Raw genomic sequence first — 16899 nt, forward strand, 5'->3', positions numbered from 1 at the left:
CCCGATGAACGAGATTACCCAAGATCAGGCGCTGGAGCGCGATGTCCAGCTCTTCACCGCCCTGCTGGGCGAGGTGCTGCGCGAGCACAGCCGCAAGCGCGTCCTGGTGATCGTCGAGCGCTTGCGCGAAGGCTTCATGCAATTGCGCGAACAGGAAGACGCCGAACTGCGCGAGAAATTGATGAAGCGCATCGAGGGCCTGGATCCCCAGACGCTGTCCGAGGTCATCCGCGCCTTCACCATCTATTTCGGTCTGGTCAATACCGCCGAGGAGCTGAATGCCCATCTGGCGCGCATGGACCGCATCTCGGCCGGCCAGCGACTGTGGGTCGGTTCCTTCGACGACACGGTGCGTCAGTTCCAGGAGGACGGCATCAGTCCGGAGCATTTCCAGAGCCTGCTGGAGCATCTGCTCTATCTGCCGGTGTTCACCGCGCACCCCACCGAGGCCAAGCGGCGGACCATCATGGAGACCTTCCGGCGCATCTTCCTGGTCGGTCAGGATCTGCGCCGGCGCAAGCTCAACGACGAGGAGATCGAGGAAAAACTCCAGGAGATCCTGACCCAGATCCAGATCCTCTGGAAGACCGACGAGGTGCGGGTCCACAAACCCCAGGTCATCGACGAGGTGCGCCAGGGCCTGTATTTCTTCCGCGAATCGCTGTTCGAGGCGGTACCGCTGGTCTATCGCTTTCTGGAGAAGGCGGTGCGGCGGGTCTACGGGGCCAATCATGGCGTCAAGGTGCCGAGCTTCATCCGCTTCGGCTCCTGGATCGGCGGCGACCGCGACGGCAACCCCTTCGTGACCCCGGAGACGACCGAACTGACGGTGCGCATGCACGCCGAACTGGTGCTGGAAGAGTATCTGGAGCGCATCCGCAAGCTGCGCCGGATGCTCAGTCATTCCAGCGGATTCTGCGAGCCCTCGCCGGCCCTGCTCGACAGTCTGGACGCCGACGAGGACTACTGGGTCGCGACCATGGGCCAGAGTCTGCGCCGCTTCCTGAACGAACCCTACCGGCGCAAGCTGGCCATGATGAGCCATCGTCTGGGGGCGAATCTGGCGCGCATCCGCGCCCGTATCGAGAACCGCGACGCCGATCATGTGTCCCGCGGCTACGGCAGCGACCGCGACTTTCTCGCCGACCTCTATCTCATTCGCGACTCGCTCATCCATCATGGCGACGCCAGCGCGGCGGCCGGTCCTCTGCAGGATCTGATCCGTCTCGCCGAGACCTTCGGTTTCCATCTGGTGCATCTGGACATCCGGCAGGAATCCACCCGTCACACCGAGGCCATCACCGAACTGTTCGCCCGCCAGGCCGGCGCGCCCTTTTATCAGGCGTTCACCGAGGAGCAGCGTCTGATGGCGCTGTCCGAGACCATCGCCCACCCGCATCCCTTCGTGATCGACAAGGCCACGCTGACCCCGGAGACCCGCGAGACCCTTGAAGTCTTCGAGGTCATCGCGCGCCTGCGCGCCGAGATCGGCGAGAAGGTTTTCGGTCAGTACGTCATCTCCATGACCCATGCCGCCAGTCATGTCATGGAGGCGATGCTGCTGGCGCGTCTGGCCGGACTGGCCGGGAAGGATCGTCAGGGCTGGTTCTGCAACCTCCAGATTTCGCCGCTGTTCGAGACCATCGACGACCTGGAGCATATCGACCAGGTGATGGGTACGCTGTTCGATCATCCGACCTATCAGGCGCTGCTCAAGGCGTCGGGGAACCAGCAGGAGGTGATGCTCGGATATTCGGATTCCTGCAAGGACGGCGGCATCCTCTCCTCGGGCTGGAACCTGTTCGAGGCGCAGAAAAAGATCATCGCGCTCGCCGATGATCGCGGCGTGTCCTGTCGGCTCTTTCACGGTCGCGGCGGGACCGTGGGGCGCGGCGGCGGTCCGACCCACGAGGCGATCCTGGCCCAGCCAGTCGACACCGTGCACGGTCAGATCAAGTTCACCGAACAGGGCGAGGTGCTGTCCTATCGCTATGCCAATCCGGAAACCGCCCGCTATGAGTTGACCATGGGCATCAGCGGTCTGATCAAGGCCAGCCGCTGTCTGATCGAGCCGCCGGTGGAGGAGCGCAACGACTATCTCGGGATCATGGACGAGCTGTCGCGCCATGGCGAGGAGGCGTACCGCAAGCTGATTCGGGAGACCGAGGGTTTTCTGGATTATTTCTACGAATGCACCCCGCTCGACGGTATCGCCCTGCTCAACATCGGCTCGCGCCCGTCGCATCGCAAGAAGGCCGATCGCTCGCTCGGCTCCATCCGCGCCATCCCCTGGGTCTTCGGCTGGGGCCAGTCGCGTCATACCCTGCCGGCCTGGTTCAGCATCGGTCACGCCATCGAGCGCTATCGCAACAATGACTTAGAGCGTCTGGCCAAGCTCCAAAAAATGTATCAGGATTGGCCCTATTTCCGGGCGCTGCTGTCCAACACCCAGATGTCGCTGTTCAAGGCCGAGATGCGGATCGCCCGCGAATACGTGAACCTGGCCGAGAACCGCGAACAGGCCGAGTCCATCTATCGCTTGATCGAGGACGAATACAACCGAACACTGACGCAGGTGCTCAATGTTGCCGGGCTGCTCGGTCTGATGGAAGAAACCCCTGAGCTGCGTCATTCGCTGGCCCGTCGCAACCAGTATCTGGATCCCTTGAGTTATATCCAGGTGGCGGTGCTCGGGCGCTATCGCGCCGAGCCGGAGGAAGACAAACGCGCGGAATGGCTGGATCCGCTGCTACGGTCCATCAATGCCATCGCGGCGGGGATGCGGAATACCGGATAAGGCGCCTGGGAGCGCCGGCAGCTTGTCGGCAGCAATTCTCAGTTTGTAGCTTGACCGTTTCGCCTTCTCTGTCCGGAAAGCAGGGATAAGGCTGCCTGAAGCCGTTCGTGGTGAGCTTGTCGAACCATGAACGGCTTCACGCTCAGAGGCTTAGGGTTTCCCGTTCATCCTTCGACCCTTCGACCCTTCGGCTCCGCTCAGGACTCAGGACGAACGGGAAACCCTTCACTGATCCTCTGATTCCTATGGGTTTTTCGCTCCATCAGGTCATACTGAGAATTGCTGGCTTGTCGGCTCTGGTGCAGCCGATATCTTGTCGGTTGTGCTCGCGAAAGCGTGTTTTCTTCAATCCAAGTTCCTGTCGCAATTCGGCAAGGTGGGCGTCCACATCCTCGGGCGATTGCTCGGCCAACGTCCGATCCGGATCGGCCGCGATGTCATGCCCTGCGAGGATCACCATTCAGCAGTCATAAGGAAAAATGAATACCTGACTCTTGAAAATTTTGCCGGTAGCGATTCCAGAAAGAACGGGGTTTTCCTTATGGTTTGACTGGTTTTCCGTCATCGCTTAGTCTCCGGTGAGGCGACACGGATTGCGGAGGCCTTGGTGCAGAAACCCACCGGTGCCAAGCGTGGTCGTTGTGGAGATTAGGCGGATTCTGTCTAGTACAGCAAACGCGGAATCTGTCTAGCGCCATAATTACAGATTCTGTCTAATTCACTACTTTAGGCCTGCGAAACCACCATCACCATGCTTCCAAGCGTCTTCCTGAGCCACAACCACGCCGATAAACCCTTTGTCCAACGCCTCGCCGCTGACTTGGACAATCAAGGGATTCCATACTGGTTGGATGAAGCCGAAATCAAAATTGGCGAATCGCTGATCGAGAAGATTCGCGCCGGGATCGACAAAGTTGACTTCGTCGCAGTCGTGCTTTCGCCAAACTCCGTTGCCTCCCCGTGGGTTCAACGTGAGGTCGACGTCGCCATGAACCAGGAAATCATGGGGCGTCGAGTAAAGGTCTTGCCGTTGATGTACCGAACGTGCGATCTGCCAGGGTTCTTACTGGGGAAGCGCTACGCAGACTTTACCGAAGACAGTCGTTATCCAACTGCCCTCGAAGACCTAGTCCGAAGCATCGGCGTCGTCTTCAACAAGAACGCATACGCTCCGCCGGCCAGCGTCACAAATCTGGGTCAGGCACTGGACAAGGCGTGGAACAAAGCATTGCCGATGCTCTCACGCCCATTTCATCGCCCGTTCCAGTACATAGGCATGACTATTCAAGACGCAGCCCGCACCACTGGTGGAACTCCAAATGATGTCGGGAACATCATCCTTGATACGGATGAGTGCCACATGTGCCTCGAAACTGAAGGCAACTTCATCAGCTACGTGGACGTAGAACTCAAGAGAACTGCGCCCCATCGGCAAGATCAAGACTTTGATTCCGAAGTGGTTCTGGGAGCCTTAAGCATCAATCCCTCGGAACTGGAGTTGGTTCACAAGAAGACGCACTTCCACACGTACTACGACCACAAGAAGCGATTGAAGGTCAGCGTTTCCTGCCTTTATGACGGTGCGCCTCTTTCGGTCGGCTTCAGCAGTAAGTACTACGGCATGTAAGCTCCGCGCGAAAACGCGAAAAGGGTAGAGTAGAGAGCAGGTCGCCCATCGCGGTAGCCATGGCTTATCTGTTACCGCGCCTTTCGTTTCGCGGTGCCTAAATAGCCAGGACATGGCTGTGACTCCCAGCCCTCCCTCATCAAACCGTGCATGCGGTTCTCCCGCACACGGCTTTCCGATGTTCTTCACACCAAGGCACGATAAATGGGGACAGATTTATTATGACCATAAATGGGGACAGATTTATTATTTGCAGACTGCAAGAAATAAATCCGTCCCCTTTTTTGTGAATCGCGTGACCTTGTCCGTCTCGTGCTAACCTATGCCGTAACCTATGCCCAGTCGATCAGAACTCATGAACGCACCCCGCCGCGCCACCCTCTTCACCAATGGCAGCAATCAAGCGATTCGCATCCCGCGGGACTTCGAACTGCCCGGCAAGGAAGCACTGATTCGCAAGGAAGGCGACCGCCTCATCATCGAGCCAGTGCCGCCGCCGAGACTGCTCGCGGTGCTGGCGACCCTCGACCCCATCGACGACACCTTCCCGGACATCCACGACCCGGCGCCGGAGCCGGTCGATCTCTAGCGGCTCCCCGCGATGCCCAAGCCCGCCTATCTGCTCGATACCAACATCGTCTCCGATCTCGTGCGTCGGCCCGCAGGGCGCATCCGCGACTGTATCGCCGCGCGCGGCGGGGAAAAGGGGACGGCGGGGAAAAGGGGACAGGGGGGGAAAAGGGTAGAGTAGAGAGCAGGTCGCCCATCGCGGTAGCCATGGCTTATCTGTTACCGCGCCTTTCGTTTCGCGGTGCCTAAATAGCCAGGACATGGCTGTGACTCCCAGCCCTCCCTCATCAAACCGTGCATGCGGTTCTCCCGCACACGGCTTTCCGATGTTCTTCACACCATGGCATGCGCTGTCTTCCAGCCGGGACCTTTCGGGAGTGGGTGCAGTCCATGGCGGTCATAGAGGTCGCGAGACGGGAATTTGGCGTAACCCGCTTTCCAGTTCTTGACCTTGTGTCGCTTGCGCAAGTGGATTCGCAGCCGCTGTTCGGCGTGGTTCCGGACCTTACTCATCGCCAGACTGGAATTGCGGAAATGGAAGTAGCCCGCCCAGCCACGCAGGCTGCGGTTGACACTCCCCACCACATCGTCGAGCGGGATACAGGTCAGTTCCCGGCGTGTGAGGTCCGTCACTTTCGCCGTGATTTTAGCCACAGCTTTGTCCGACGGGCGCACGTTCGGGTACCATTTGCCGGTCTTGGCGCCTTGGCTCATCTGGAGCGTGAAGCCCAGAAAGTGAAAGCCGGTTTCCTTGGCGTCCACGACGTGGGTCTTGGTCTCATTGAGCGTCAGACCCAGTCGATCCGTGACGTGGCGCACCACCTTCAGCGGTTCTTCCACACCCTGCTTGCAGAGCACGACAAAATCATCCGCATAGCGGACGATGTGCGCCCCCAGTTTGTCTTTCAGCCGATGTCGGTCCCAAATACGATCGAGCAGATGCAGGTAGAGATTCGACAACAGCGGAGAGATGACACCGCCTTGCGGCGTCCCAACCCGGTTGGCTTTTCCTCCGCCCACCGTCCTACGTTTTCCTTGATCGTCCACGCCGATGATGGGTGCCTTCAGCCATTGCTTCAGAAGCGCTAGGATGGCTCCGTCGGTCATGCGTTCGGCCACCACGGTCATTAAGTTGGCATGGGGGATGGTGTCGAAGTAGCTCGACAAATCAGCGTCAATCACGTGGGTGTGACCGGCCCAGAGTGCGTTGGCAATATCGTCGATCGCATCGTGTGCCGAGCGTTGGGGTCGAAACCCGTAGGAGTGCGGCGTAAAGTCCGCCTCGAAGATCGGCTCGATCACCAGCTTGACGGCCATTTGCACCACCCGGTCGCGGATGGTGGGTATCCCCAGCGGCCGTTCGCGGCCATCCCCTTTGGGGATCATCGCACGCCGTACCGGTTGGGCGCGGTAGCGTTTCTCGCGCAGTTCCTCTGCGAGGCCCTTCAGAAACCCTTCTACCCCTTCGCCTTGCTCGATGGCCTCGAAGCTGACCCCATCACTACCGGGGCTGCCTCCATTTGACCGGACAAGATTCCAGGCGTGACGGAGGATGTCTTCCCGGTACACCTTGTCATAGAGCGCGTAGAAGCGGTAGGCCGGTTCTTGCTTGGCCTTGGTGTAGAGCTTCCTCTGGAGTGTCCTGATCGTCTCCGGGGTTGTTAGCGACATGGCAATCCCCTGATCCTCCACTCTTCGGTTGCGTGAACAAAGTAGGGTTCCTTCCCTCGACCAAGGGTTGTGTTGTCCCTCAGTCTCAAGCGGTACCATGAACCCCTCCGACTTCCGCGACAGGCGGCGACGATTTCGTTGCCTTATACGCCGACGTGGGTGGCCTCTCTCCACCTCCCGCCACGGATCTCCAGCACTGGACAGATCAATCTTCAAGAACATGCCGCCCCTGCTACCCCGAGAGACGATGACCATCACTTCCGTTCTTCCAATGGCCACCCAACGGCCTTCCCCTTCTGTCCACAGGGTCGGCGTCTCCAACCTAATATTACGAGGCTACCTCTAGGTTCACTTGCGTTACGGCCTGCTCTTTTGCTGGGAGGAAACTCACGACCCCTTGTTACCAAGACGCCGCTTCCTCATGCTACCGAGGGGTACGGACAACTCCCCGGACGGGACTTTAACCCGCTAGACTGACTGTTGTTACTGCGAACGGACAGATTTATTTTTTCCAGATCATAATTAAAGGGGACTGGGTCGAATTGTTTTCTGAGCACTGAACGAAGCTGTATAAATCTCCTAACGATGTGCTTCAGCCGAGCATGGCGTTAAGCCAAGAAACTCTGACTTCTCAAACATGGGTCAAGAAATATGAAAGCCGAATTCACTGCTATTGTGAAAAAGGATGGCGACTGGTGGCTGGGTTGGGTTGAAGAGATTCCCGGCGCTAATGCACAAGAAAAGACGAAAGAAGAATTATTGGTCAGCTTAAAAGACGCCGTTATTGACATTTTAGAACTAAGAGCAGAGGAGTCTCGCAGACTGGCGGAAAGGGATTTTGAGGAAGTTCCATTAGCTATATGAAAAGAAGCAAGCTTATTCAGCATTTAACAAAAAACGGATGTGTTTTGTTAAGGGAAGGCAGCAGACACGCGATTTGGAAAAACCCAAGTAATGGTGAACTGACAGCAGTTCCACGCCATAGTGAGATCAAAGATCTTATGGCGCACAAAATTTGTAAAGATCTGAAGATTCAATTGCCTTAATCGGCAAACAAGCACCTCAAACCGAGTCCGTATTGCGCCGTCGAGCTTGTCGTTTTGTATTTTGCATTATCATTAGGTGCAGCCAGGTAGCCAGGTAGCCAGGTAGCCAGGTAGCCAGGTAGCCAGGTAGCCAGGTAGCCAGGTAGCCAGGTAGCCAGGTAGCCAGGTAGCCAGGTAGCGTATCTTTTATCTGTACGTCCAAGGAATCGCCTTCCAAGCGGTATCCTGTCGGTCCTGCGGAGGCCGGCATCCCATCAGCCGCGTCAGCGCGGCAAACGACGCCCATCGACCATCGCCAACACGCCCAGACCATCCCGAGATCACACACGACATGCCTGATCAAGCGCTTAGTTACCGAATCGGCCCGCTCCGTCTCGCCCCCGGCGTCCTGCCGCGCCACGGCTGGACCTTTCTCATCGCCGCCTTTTTTTCCATCGGCCTGATGATCTTCATTTCCATCGGCCAGACGTACATCCTGAACGAACATCTCCACATTCCCTCGTCCGAGCAGGGCGCCATCAGCGGCAATCTGGTCTTTTTCACCGAGATCCTTACGCTGCTGCTGTTTCTGCCCGCCGGAATCCTGATGGACCGGGTTGGGCGCCGACCCGTCTATGCCGCGGGCTTTCTCCTGCTGGCCCTGACCTATGCGCTCTATCCCTTCGCCGAATCGGTCGACGCGCTCTATGTCTATCGCATCGTCTACGCCATGGCCGTGGTCACGGTCGCCGGGGGGCTCTCGACCGTGCTGGCCGATTATCCGGCCGAATGCTCGCGTGGAAAGCTGGTCGCGCTCGTGGGGCTGATGAGCGGACTGGGCGTCGTCTTCATCAGTCAGGGCTTCGGCGCGCTGCCGAAGGTGTTTGCTGGTGCGGGTATCGATGGGGTCGCGGCAGGCCGTCTGACCCATTTCATCGTCGCCGGACTCTCGGTCGCGGTCGCCGCCTTTCTCGTGTGGGGACTCAAGCCCGGTCTGCCGATCCGTCACGAGGAACGCCCGAGCGTGCGGGATCTTCTGGTCGGCGGGTTCTCGCAGGCGCGCAATCCGCGCATCCTGCTGGCCTACTCGGCGGCCTTCATCGCCCGCGGCGATCAATCCGTGAATGCCGTCTTTTTGATCCTCTGGGGCACGCTCGCCGGCAAGGCCGCCGGGCTGGAACCGGCGGCGGCGGTGATGGGCGGCACCCTGATCTTCGTGATCGCCCAGATCGCGGCCCTGGTATGGGCACCGATCCTGGGACCATTGCTCGACCGCATCGACCGGGCCAGCGCGCTGGCGGTCTGCATGGCGCTGGCCGCGCTGGGCAATCTGGCGCTCCTGCTGCTCGACGATCCGCTGGCCAGTCATGGCCTGATCTTCTTCATCCTGCTCGGGATTGGCCAGATCAGCGTCTTTCTGGGCGGTCAATCGCTGATCGGACAGGAGGCGCCGCCCGCGCAGCGCGGTTCGGTGCTGGGCGCCTTCAACGTCGCCGGCGCCATCGGGATTCTGCTGATCACCTTCGTGGGCGGGCATCTGTTCGACCGGATCGACCCGCGCGCGCCCTTCGTGGTGGTGGGGGTTATCAATATCCTGTTGATGTTCGCCAGCGTCTATGTTCGTCTCCGGTATCCGGTCAAGCCGGCGATCGAGGAGATGCGCGCGGCGACGGCGATCTAATGCGGATGGTGGAGCCGGGCGTCCGTCAGCCTGCCGCCTGGAACGCAAAGACGGCATCAATGTTCGCGGGTTCCAGCTCCCCGAAACGCTGGCCAAGACGATTGCCAGTATTCTTCCACGTCAACGTGAATCCGCGTGTCCCAGCAATTCTCGGCATGGCTTGACGTTTGCCGTCTCCTGAAGCCGTTCGTGGTGGTCCTGAAGCCGTTCGTGGTGAGGCCCTCGAACCATGAACGGCTTGACTTAAGGCGATTTCCGGAAAAGCTCATACCCACTTTCGTGGTGACATTGCATCCGTTCGTGGTGAGTCCTGAGCCCGTCGAAGGGTCGAACCATGAACGGCTTTACGCTCAGGGGCTTAGGATTTTCCGTTCGCCCTTCGACAAGCTCAGGGCGAACGGAAAATCCTTAACTTAATGGCAGTGATGATTCGTCTGGGTTGTTCGCTTCATCGAGCCATATTGAGAATTGCCGCGCGTGTCCGTCTCGGTTTGCAAGATCGCTCCGAAGACTGACCTGGATGCCCGAAACGGCCAATTCCCGCGGATCTCGCCCTCGACCCTGCTCGCGCTGCGCGAACTGGCCGCTCACTCGCAACGCGACGCCTCCCGACACGGACACCGGTTCAACGACGGGGAATCCGCTCCAGCGTCGCGTCCAAGGCCAGCATATGCTGCTGTTTGAGACTGATCCGGGCGGCTTTCATTGCCGCCCAGACGGACTGCCAGCGATCGAGTTCCACGCTGTCCAGAAAGCGGATTTGTCGATGCTGCCTGGCAAAATGCTCCGGACTGCCCTTGGCCAGCAACCGCTCGTTCAGTTCAGGCACCAGCAGACCGTCGGCCCGAGGCAGCGTCTGGGCGATCTGCAGGCCGGCTGGATCCCAGTCGGGAAAGACGGTGACAGGGCTGTGTTCGGGTAGGACGGACAGCAGGTTGCGGGCGCCTCTGGCCAGTCCGCCGTGGCCGCGATAGAGCACCAGGGCATCCGCCAGTTCGTCGGGCGAGCGGAAGGCGTGCCAGTCGTCGAAACTATCCAGATTCTCGATGACCACGACCTGACCGATGGCGTCTGGATTCAGACTGGAGATGGGCAAGCGCAAACTCAGGTCGGATGCAAGCGGCGGCAGGGGTTCGGGCAGGCGACCCTTGACCAGCACATGCCGGTCGTCGGGGCGTTCGGCGGCGATCTTCTCGTCGATGGCGCTGACCGCGACCTCGCGCCGATTGCCTTGCGGAACCCCGTCCAATGGATCGAAGCCCCAGGCCAACCGGCACTGCTCGCGCAGGAGTTGGCGTTCCTCGTCACTGAAATGCAGATCCCGGCCCCTGGCCTCCCCGATCTCGAAGGTCAACCGAATCCGCTCCCAGACGGCCGAGTTCGGCACCTTGTCGAGACGCTCGCGCAGCAAACGATGCACCGCCAGCAGATGACGCCTGGTCAGTTCAGCCATAGACGCAGATCCCGAATAATGAAATTGCCGCTATAGAGCGGATGCGGCTCACCGAGGGTCTCCAGCTCGAAGCACTGCTTCTGCTCCTCGGGCAGGCCCGCGTAGACGCCAATCACCTGGTACAGCCAGCTTTCCGCGTCCCAGTGCAGCGCCTGCCCCTGGCGGTAGTCCAGGGCTGAAAGCGGCAGGCCGAGATCGATGACCTGACAGAAATAGGCGTCCACCGCGGCGCGGATCGGGCTGCTCTCCACGTCAAACTCCTCAGGTGCGGTCAGCGTCAGCTCGGGCGCGTCGGCCAGGCTGCGGACGGTCGGGTCGCGCGGATGCAGGGCGCGGATCCGCGACAGCAGGGCCAGCAGTTCGGACTCCTGCGTCTGATCGTGAATGTTCGGATTTGCCGGGGCCAAGCCCGGCGCGGCCCGGTTGAAGAGTGAGGGGATCGCGCTGCCGGCGGCGTGGGGACCGACTCGATACTCCGGATGTTGTCCCACATGGAGCAGCCAGCCCTTGAGCAGCCGGGTTCGCCCGCGAATCTGGCGGAAGCGGCCCAACAGCTCCAGCAGCCGGCTCTGCGCCAGGCTCAGTTCCTGGACCGCGGCGCCGATGGTGCGCTGCAGGTTGGTCACCAGCAGATGACGCAGTTCGCGCAGATCGCCGGCGCTCTCGGCGAGTTCCTCGAAACGGACCAGTTCCAGCCCCGTGAGCAGGTCGCTCACCTGGGACTGCGCCAGCTCGTTCTCGCGAATCCTGGCGTTGAGCGTGCCGACATAGCCGAACTCGTTGTTGATGCGGCTCCAGAGCACGCGGATGGCGTGGATCAGCGCCTCGCCAAAGGCATAGACATGCTCCTTCAGATCGGCCAGATAGACGTCGGCGGCGGCATAATCGCCCTGATGATGGGCCTCGCGATAATGATTCGCCAGCGTCTTGAAGGTCAGCAGCGCCGCGCCGGTGTTGGCATCGATCTGGCGGTTGCGGTCATCGCGCAGGGCCTCCTCGAGCAGCGCCCGAACCGTCCGCCGCAGGTGCAGATCGGCGCCGGGCTCGGGACGGTAGAGCACGCCGTGCTTGACGAGACTGTCCCGCACGCCGGGCTCCAGCGCCTGATCTGCCACCGATCCGGACAGATAGGCATCCATGATGGGCTCGGCCTGGTGCCCGAGCAGACGCAGAAAGCGCACCCCGGACGGATGCGGATTGGCGTTCACAGCAATTGCCCCTGCACGGCGGACTCGGCCTGGGCTTCCAGGTTCAGATTCTCGGCTTCGTCGATGAAGCGGATGACTTCGTAGAGATAGTCCAGCTTGCCGGTCGCCAGATAGATCTGTTTTTCCGAATTGGGCCGGATCAGATAGCCAAGTTCGCACAACCGCTTGAAGACTTGCTTGACCTGGCCGTCGACCGCGGCGCTGCTGGAGTTGAACAGCCGATGACGGCAGAGGCTGGTCAACTGCTCGCGCAAGGCCGGGGTGTCCTCGATGATGGTCTGCAATTCGTTCAAGCGTACCGGTGCGCCCTCGGTCAAGGGCGCATCCTGACCGGCCGCTTCCTGAACCAAAACCAGCCATTCGACGAGCGGGGTCAGACTCTGACAGATGTCGCGAAACTGCTGACCGATCACCCGCCGCTCGGCCTCGCCCAAAGCGCGGTAGCCGCAGAAAAAGACCTCGCTGTCGGCGGCCCCGGCTCCGACCGTGGCGACCAGCCGATTGAGCTGACCGAGATAGGCGTCCACCTGCTCGCGATTGCCCGAAATCTTCAAAAAACGCCAGCCGTCCTCGTCGGTGGTACGACAGATGAAGGCGCCCTGGAGCAGTCGCTCGATGACCTGTCCCTTGCCCGACAGCATCTACAATGCCTCCTCGGCCTGACGTTGCCGCAACATGGCCGCGATGGCGTCCGCGCGTGGCTTGACGACCTGGAGTTGACGGGTCTGTTTGTTGACGATGTAGCGGTTGGCGAAGAGTCCGAGCACCTCCGAATCCGGGTTGGGAAAGGCGCCCAGCACATGGATGCCGTTCGCGGTGCAGGCATCGAAAATCTTTTTCACATTCTGATAGTGCAGGGTTCCCAACTCGTCGATGGGCCAGTGGATCGTCACCGGCGCGTTGCCGCGCAGCAGCCGCGTGAAGGCCAGCAGAAACTTGCAGAGAATCAGATAGGCCATGCCGTGGCTGGAGGATTCGCTGAGCTGGCGGTCGGTGCGGATCACCAGATCGCTGCGGCCCTCGCGCAGGCGCAGTTCGATCTCCAGCAGCCCGGCGATGTTCCCGCTCTGGGCCGAGCGGCCGATGATGTCGAGTGCCCGGCGCAGGCTGCCGATATAATCCTCGCCGGGCAGACCGCTGAAGTCGTCCTCCCGCCAGGCCTTGAAGGCTGTGATAAAGGCCCGCAGATCCGGCCAGAATTCCAGCTCGCCGATGCGCGAACGGATGCGCACCGCGGAGTCGGAGACGCCGTCGAGAAACAGATCCTCGCTGACTTCGCGGGTGATGCGCGCGCTCTGCGCGGCGATGCGCCGATCGATATCGACCAGGACAGCGTAATAATTGTTGAGGTCGAGCCCGAACATCCGGCCCTGCTCGCGCAGCGCCATCAGGCTCTGGGGCACCATCACCGTGAGCAATTGCGCCAAGTGCGGCACCAGCCTGCGGTGGTCCAGTCGGCGCATCCCCTGCTCGTCGACCATCATGCTGTCCTCGCGGCCACGCTCCCAGGTTTCCGCCAAACTGGAGCCGGACTGACCGGCGATCAGTGTATCGAAACGCTCCACATGGCCCTTGACCGCGTCTAGCATCCGACCGCGCTCGTACAGCAGTTCGTCGCCAAGGCGCAGACGCTCGTCGATCTCGCCCTCCGGCGGCGCTTCGTCGCGGGGCAGCTTCAGTGCGTTGAAACGACCGAGCAGGCTCTTGAGTCGGTTCATGCGCTCTTCCGACGCGTTTTTTCGATGCATGGCGCGCTCGCGGGTCTCCGTGAGTTGGCTGCGTTCGCGCTTGAAGTCGCTGTTCACGGACTTGAGCGCTTGATCGAGTGTCGCGGCGCGGCGGCGGTTGTCATCCAATTCGTCCTGGAGTTTCGGTTTGCGTGTCATCCAATTGAGCTGGAACCAGTCGTCGTATTGCCGCACCTCGGGGCGACGCTGCTCCGCGCGCTTAATCTGCTTGTCGAGGACGCCGATCCGCTGGTTCAGTCCGATGATTTCCTGTTCATCCAGGCCGCGCGACTTGAGTTCGCCGTTGAACCAGGCAGTACAGGCGTCCAACTCGGCCTTGGCCGTGCGTTTGCCTTCTTCCATGGAGTCGCGCAACTGCCGGAGATCGTGATCCAGCCGTCCGATCGCCTCCCGCCAATGCGCGTTGAGTTCCAGTTGCGCGTCGCCGTGCCGGATGCGGAGGTCTTCCAGCCACTGCTGGCGCTCGCCGGCCAGCCGCTGGATCCGAGCCTCCAGCTCGGTCCGCTGTTTGCGCGCTCCGTTCCTGCGTTCGCGCAGCGCCTCGTCGAGTTGCTCCTTGCACGCGCGCCGCTCATCCTTGAGTCGGCGCCAGTCTTCGCGCTGGCCACGTTGTTTGGCACCGGCCAGGGTCAGCTCGCGATGCTGCTCGTCCAGGGCGCTGGTGAGATCTCCCAGCGACTTCTCGGCGGCCTGTTGCCGATTCTCCGCATCTTTCAGCGCATCCTCGGCGAGCTGTAGACGCTGGCACAGAATCGGTTCGGCGGCGGCGTGCTCGGGCAACTCGATGGCCGACAGATCCAGGCAAACGCCGAAAAGCGCGTCCCGCGGCGGCTCGATCAGCGCCGGTTTGAGATCGGCCCGCTGCAAAAGGGCCGAGTCGATCGTCTTGCCGAGATGCGCCTCCCAACCGGGCAGTTCACGGCGCAGAAATTCCAGCAGGCTATGCTGGCCGGGGTAGAGCAGGCGCTGAACCTCCTCGCGTTGCGCTTGACGCTCGCCGACCCCATGAGCGGCCGCGCGCAGGGCAACGTTCGCCTCCTCGCGCTGCCGGCGCAGCGCCTGCTCGCGGGCGTCCGACTCACGCACCCGGGCATCTGCGGCCTCGACGTCGGCCTCGGTCTGCTCCAAACGCCGATCGAGGATCGCCAGCGAGCGATTTTCATCCTCGGTGAAGCCGGCGCTCTGGATCCAGACATCCAGACGCTCGCGTTCGAGTTTGTGCTGACCCTCTTGATCGCGCAAACCCTCCAGCCCTGTCTCGCGTTCCTGTTGCTGGCGCAGTTTCAAGGCTTCGAGTTCGCTGTTACGCGCTTCGATCCGAGCGTCACGCTGCTCGCCAAGGCTCGTCTGCTGGTCGCGCAACTGGTCCAGCCGACGGTCGCGCTGGTCCTTGATCGCTTCGCGGCGCTCCAGATGCTCCTGTTTCACATCCTGATGCCGATCGGTGAGCAGACGATAGCGGCCACGCAGGTTCTCCAGCTCATCACGCCAGATCTCGATCTTGTCCAGATCAGCCCGTGCCTGCTCGATCTCGGCGTCCAGAAAGCCCTGGTACTGCTGTTCGATCTGTTTCAGCTCGTCTTCGGCACGGCTGATCTCGCCGCGCGCGGCGGAGAGTTCCAGGTGCAACCCGTCGCATCGCTGTTTCCAGCCTTCCTCCAACTGTTTGAGGGCAAAACCGCTCTGTTCGATGGCCGCGCTCTGTTCGTCCCGCGTCTGTCGCAGCCGGGGCTCGTCGAGTCGGTAGCCCCGCAGCAGACCACCGAGGCGCCGTTCGCCGTCCAGCAGATCATGGTATTCGCGCTCCAGCTTTTCAAAATCGGGGCGCAGCGCGTTGAACCCCTGCACGAGCTGGCTTTCGCGAATCCAGGCATCCACCTGCGGGGACTTGAGCAGCGAGGTCGGCGGGGTGACGCCCTCTTCTTCCAGGATGGCGGCGATCATGGACCGCACGGTTTCCATCTTGCCCTCCCGCGAGTGCACGGCCTGAACGAGTTTTTCGATATGACGCAGCGAATGCCCCGTCTCGCAGAGCGAGAACTGCCGTGCGAACGAGCGCAGCGTGCCGCTGTTGCCGCGCGCGCCGAGCTGGCCGCGATCGTTCTGCAGGATGGCGCGGTACTCGCGGGTATTGAGCAAATGGCTGGCGGTCACACCAGCCTGTTTCAGTTGGCGGCCCAACTCGGTCATGCCGAGACAGGTGAGGGTGTCGCCCTGACGGGCACGGGTATAGTCCGCCAGATCGAAGGCCTTGTGTACCAGACGATAGTCCACGCCCCGGCCATCCTTGGCGGCGGCCAGCACGGCCTGACAGAGTTGCCCGTCCAGGTTCCGGTATTCGTAGACGATGAAACTCTGCTCGGTGGGCAGATACCAGCGCTCGAAACTGTCGCGGGTCGTTGGCACGACCCGGCTCGGGTACTCGCCATAGAACACCGGCACCAGCCGCTGCAGGGTCGTCTTGCCGGAGGCATTGGTGCCGCAGATATTGGTGTGACCATCCACGACGAGTTCCACCACGCCCTGGAGATGGGTGTTGATCAGGACGATGCGATTGAGGCTGGGCATGTGGGATCCTTCCAGTTGCGATCCGGAGCGTGGGGCGACGCTCGGAAAGGGATCCCCATTCATTTCCGAAGGCCGCGGTACCAGTCGGTCTGGACTACTCGATTAGTCAAAAATTAACAATAAACTATACGTAGTCATAAACATTTAAGCCATCTTGACTGCTCCATTTAGGTGCATTTCGAGAACGGTTTTAAACTCGATGGACTCGGCCATCAAGAATGGTATAGAGATCCAAGCGGTGATCGACAGCCTGGATCAGTCGCCCTGGCTGGGGCCGGTGGATTTCGACGCGCTGAGGGACGCAATGCGTCTCAGACCTTTCCGGGCACCGATCCGGCGAGGTGTTGGGCGACCACGATCATTCCAGACGGTTCAGGCGTTCGACGCGATGGGTATATGGGTCGCGCTCATGTTTGGAGCGCACGACACAGATCCTGACGTAAAATGCATGCTGACACGCGTCTCGACGCAGACGGCAACAGGCTTTTTCACGCACCATGCCGGGAATTCTCGGCCTTGCTGGAATAACGTTGCTCATCGGAAGCGACAAT

12 protein-coding genes are annotated in these 16899 nt (G+C 60.8%); 6 read left to right on the forward strand and 6 right to left on the reverse strand.

Going from position 1 to position 16899, the window contains the following annotated elements; genetic code table 11:
• The first annotated feature begins 4 nt into the window (after positions 1-4).
• Entirely contained in the window at positions 5-2797 is a 2793-nt protein-coding gene (gene ppc, locus THIVI_RS13645; RefSeq protein ID WP_041447001.1) for a phosphoenolpyruvate carboxylase, read from the forward strand.
• Positions 2798-3059: 262 nt separating this feature from the next.
• Here the strand turns inward: ppc and THIVI_RS13650 are convergent, their stop codons facing one another.
• Entirely contained in the window at positions 3060-3257 is a 198-nt protein-coding gene (locus tag THIVI_RS13650) for a hypothetical protein (protein ID WP_014779158.1), read from the reverse strand.
• Positions 3258-3548: 291 nt separating this feature from the next.
• On the opposite strand from THIVI_RS13650, the gene THIVI_RS13655 reads away from it, so the two are divergent.
• The gene (locus THIVI_RS13655) at positions 3549-4424 is read left to right on the forward strand and encodes a toll/interleukin-1 receptor domain-containing protein (RefSeq protein WP_014779159.1); all 876 of its coding nucleotides are present in this window, start codon (positions 3549-3551) and stop codon (positions 4422-4424) included.
• 355 nt (positions 4425-4779) lie between these two features.
• Complete coding sequence (locus THIVI_RS13660; RefSeq protein ID WP_014779160.1) at positions 4780-5013, forward strand: antitoxin; 234 nt, start codon at positions 4780-4782, stop codon at positions 5011-5013.
• Positions 5014-5327: 314 nt separating this feature from the next.
• Here the strand turns inward: THIVI_RS13660 and ltrA are convergent, their stop codons facing one another.
• Positions 5328-6665 (reverse strand): group II intron reverse transcriptase/maturase, encoded by a 1338-nt coding sequence (gene ltrA / locus THIVI_RS13665; protein WP_157174451.1) that lies wholly within the window; start codon positions 6663-6665, stop codon positions 5328-5330.
• A 651-nt stretch (positions 6666-7316) separates the two neighbouring features.
• Here ltrA and THIVI_RS23765 point away from each other — a divergent pair.
• The 3 genes from THIVI_RS23765 to THIVI_RS13670 all read left to right on the forward strand — a co-directional run bounded on the left by THIVI_RS23765 (position 7317) and on the right by THIVI_RS13670 (position 9371).
• The gene (locus tag THIVI_RS23765) at positions 7317-7529 is read left to right on the forward strand and encodes a type II toxin-antitoxin system HicB family antitoxin (RefSeq protein WP_014779162.1); all 213 of its coding nucleotides are present in this window, start codon (positions 7317-7319) and stop codon (positions 7527-7529) included.
• Positions 7526-7711, forward strand: a complete 186-nt coding sequence (locus tag THIVI_RS23770) for a type II toxin-antitoxin system HicA family toxin (RefSeq protein WP_014779163.1) — start codon at positions 7526-7528, stop codon at positions 7709-7711. The genes THIVI_RS23765 and THIVI_RS23770 overlap by 4 nt, the downstream gene beginning before the upstream one ends.
• 331 nt (positions 7712-8042) lie before the next feature.
• A complete protein-coding gene (locus THIVI_RS13670) occupies positions 8043-9371 on the forward strand; it encodes an MFS transporter (RefSeq protein WP_014779164.1) in 1329 nt (442 codons plus the stop codon).
• Between the two features lie 625 nt (positions 9372-9996).
• Here the strand turns inward: THIVI_RS13670 and THIVI_RS13680 are convergent.
• The 4 genes from THIVI_RS13680 to THIVI_RS13695 are packed head-to-tail and all read right to left on the reverse strand — an operon-like array spanning position 9997 to position 16348.
• Positions 9997-10824, reverse strand: coding sequence for a DUF7281 domain-containing protein (locus THIVI_RS13680; RefSeq protein WP_014779165.1), 828 nt, complete (start codon positions 10822-10824; stop codon positions 9997-9999).
• Positions 10812-12032 carry a phosphoenolpyruvate carboxylase gene (locus THIVI_RS13685; RefSeq protein WP_014779166.1) on the reverse strand — a complete coding sequence of 407 codons (1221 nt, stop codon included), beginning with the start codon at positions 12030-12032 and terminating at the stop codon, positions 10812-10814. The genes THIVI_RS13680 and THIVI_RS13685 overlap by 13 nt, the downstream gene beginning before the upstream one ends.
• Positions 12029-12673, reverse strand: coding sequence for a hypothetical protein (locus tag THIVI_RS13690; protein WP_014779167.1), 645 nt, complete (start codon positions 12671-12673; stop codon positions 12029-12031). The genes THIVI_RS13685 and THIVI_RS13690 overlap by 4 nt, the downstream gene beginning before the upstream one ends.
• Entirely contained in the window at positions 12674-16348 is a 3675-nt protein-coding gene (locus tag THIVI_RS13695) for an ATP-binding protein (RefSeq protein WP_014779168.1), read from the reverse strand.
• Between the last annotated feature and the right edge of the window lie 551 nt (positions 16349-16899).

This window comes from Thiocystis violascens DSM 198 (assembly GCF_000227745.2).
Classification (GTDB): domain Bacteria; phylum Pseudomonadota; class Gammaproteobacteria; order Chromatiales; family Chromatiaceae; genus Chromatium; species Chromatium violascens.

Excerpts from the sequence above, each read along its gene's own strand:
- ppc (WP_041447001.1), top strand. The coding sequence starts at position 5 with ATGAACGAGATTACCCAAGATCAGGCGCTGGAGCGCGATGTCCAGCTC.
- THIVI_RS13670 (WP_014779164.1), top strand. The coding sequence starts at position 8,043 with ATGCCTGATCAAGCGCTTAGTTACCGAATCGGCCCGCTCCGTCTCGCC.
- THIVI_RS13690 (WP_014779167.1), bottom strand. The coding sequence starts at position 12,673 with ATGCTGTCGGGCAAGGGACAGGTCATCGAGCGACTGCTCCAGGGCGCC.
- THIVI_RS23765 (WP_014779162.1), top strand. The coding sequence starts at position 7,317 with ATGAAAGCCGAATTCACTGCTATTGTGAAAAAGGATGGCGACTGGTGG.
- THIVI_RS13680 (WP_014779165.1), bottom strand. The coding sequence starts at position 10,824 with ATGGCTGAACTGACCAGGCGTCATCTGCTGGCGGTGCATCGTTTGCTG.
- THIVI_RS13650 (WP_014779158.1), bottom strand. The coding sequence starts at position 3,257 with ATGGTGATCCTCGCAGGGCATGACATCGCGGCCGATCCGGATCGGACG.
- THIVI_RS13695 (WP_014779168.1), bottom strand. The coding sequence starts at position 16,348 with ATGCCCAGCCTCAATCGCATCGTCCTGATCAACACCCATCTCCAGGGC.
- THIVI_RS13660 (WP_014779160.1), top strand. The coding sequence starts at position 4,780 with ATGAACGCACCCCGCCGCGCCACCCTCTTCACCAATGGCAGCAATCAA.
- ltrA (WP_157174451.1), bottom strand. The coding sequence starts at position 6,665 with ATGTCGCTAACAACCCCGGAGACGATCAGGACACTCCAGAGGAAGCTC.
- THIVI_RS13655 (WP_014779159.1), top strand. The coding sequence starts at position 3,549 with ATGCTTCCAAGCGTCTTCCTGAGCCACAACCACGCCGATAAACCCTTT.
- THIVI_RS23770 (WP_014779163.1), top strand. The coding sequence starts at position 7,526 with ATGAAAAGAAGCAAGCTTATTCAGCATTTAACAAAAAACGGATGTGTT.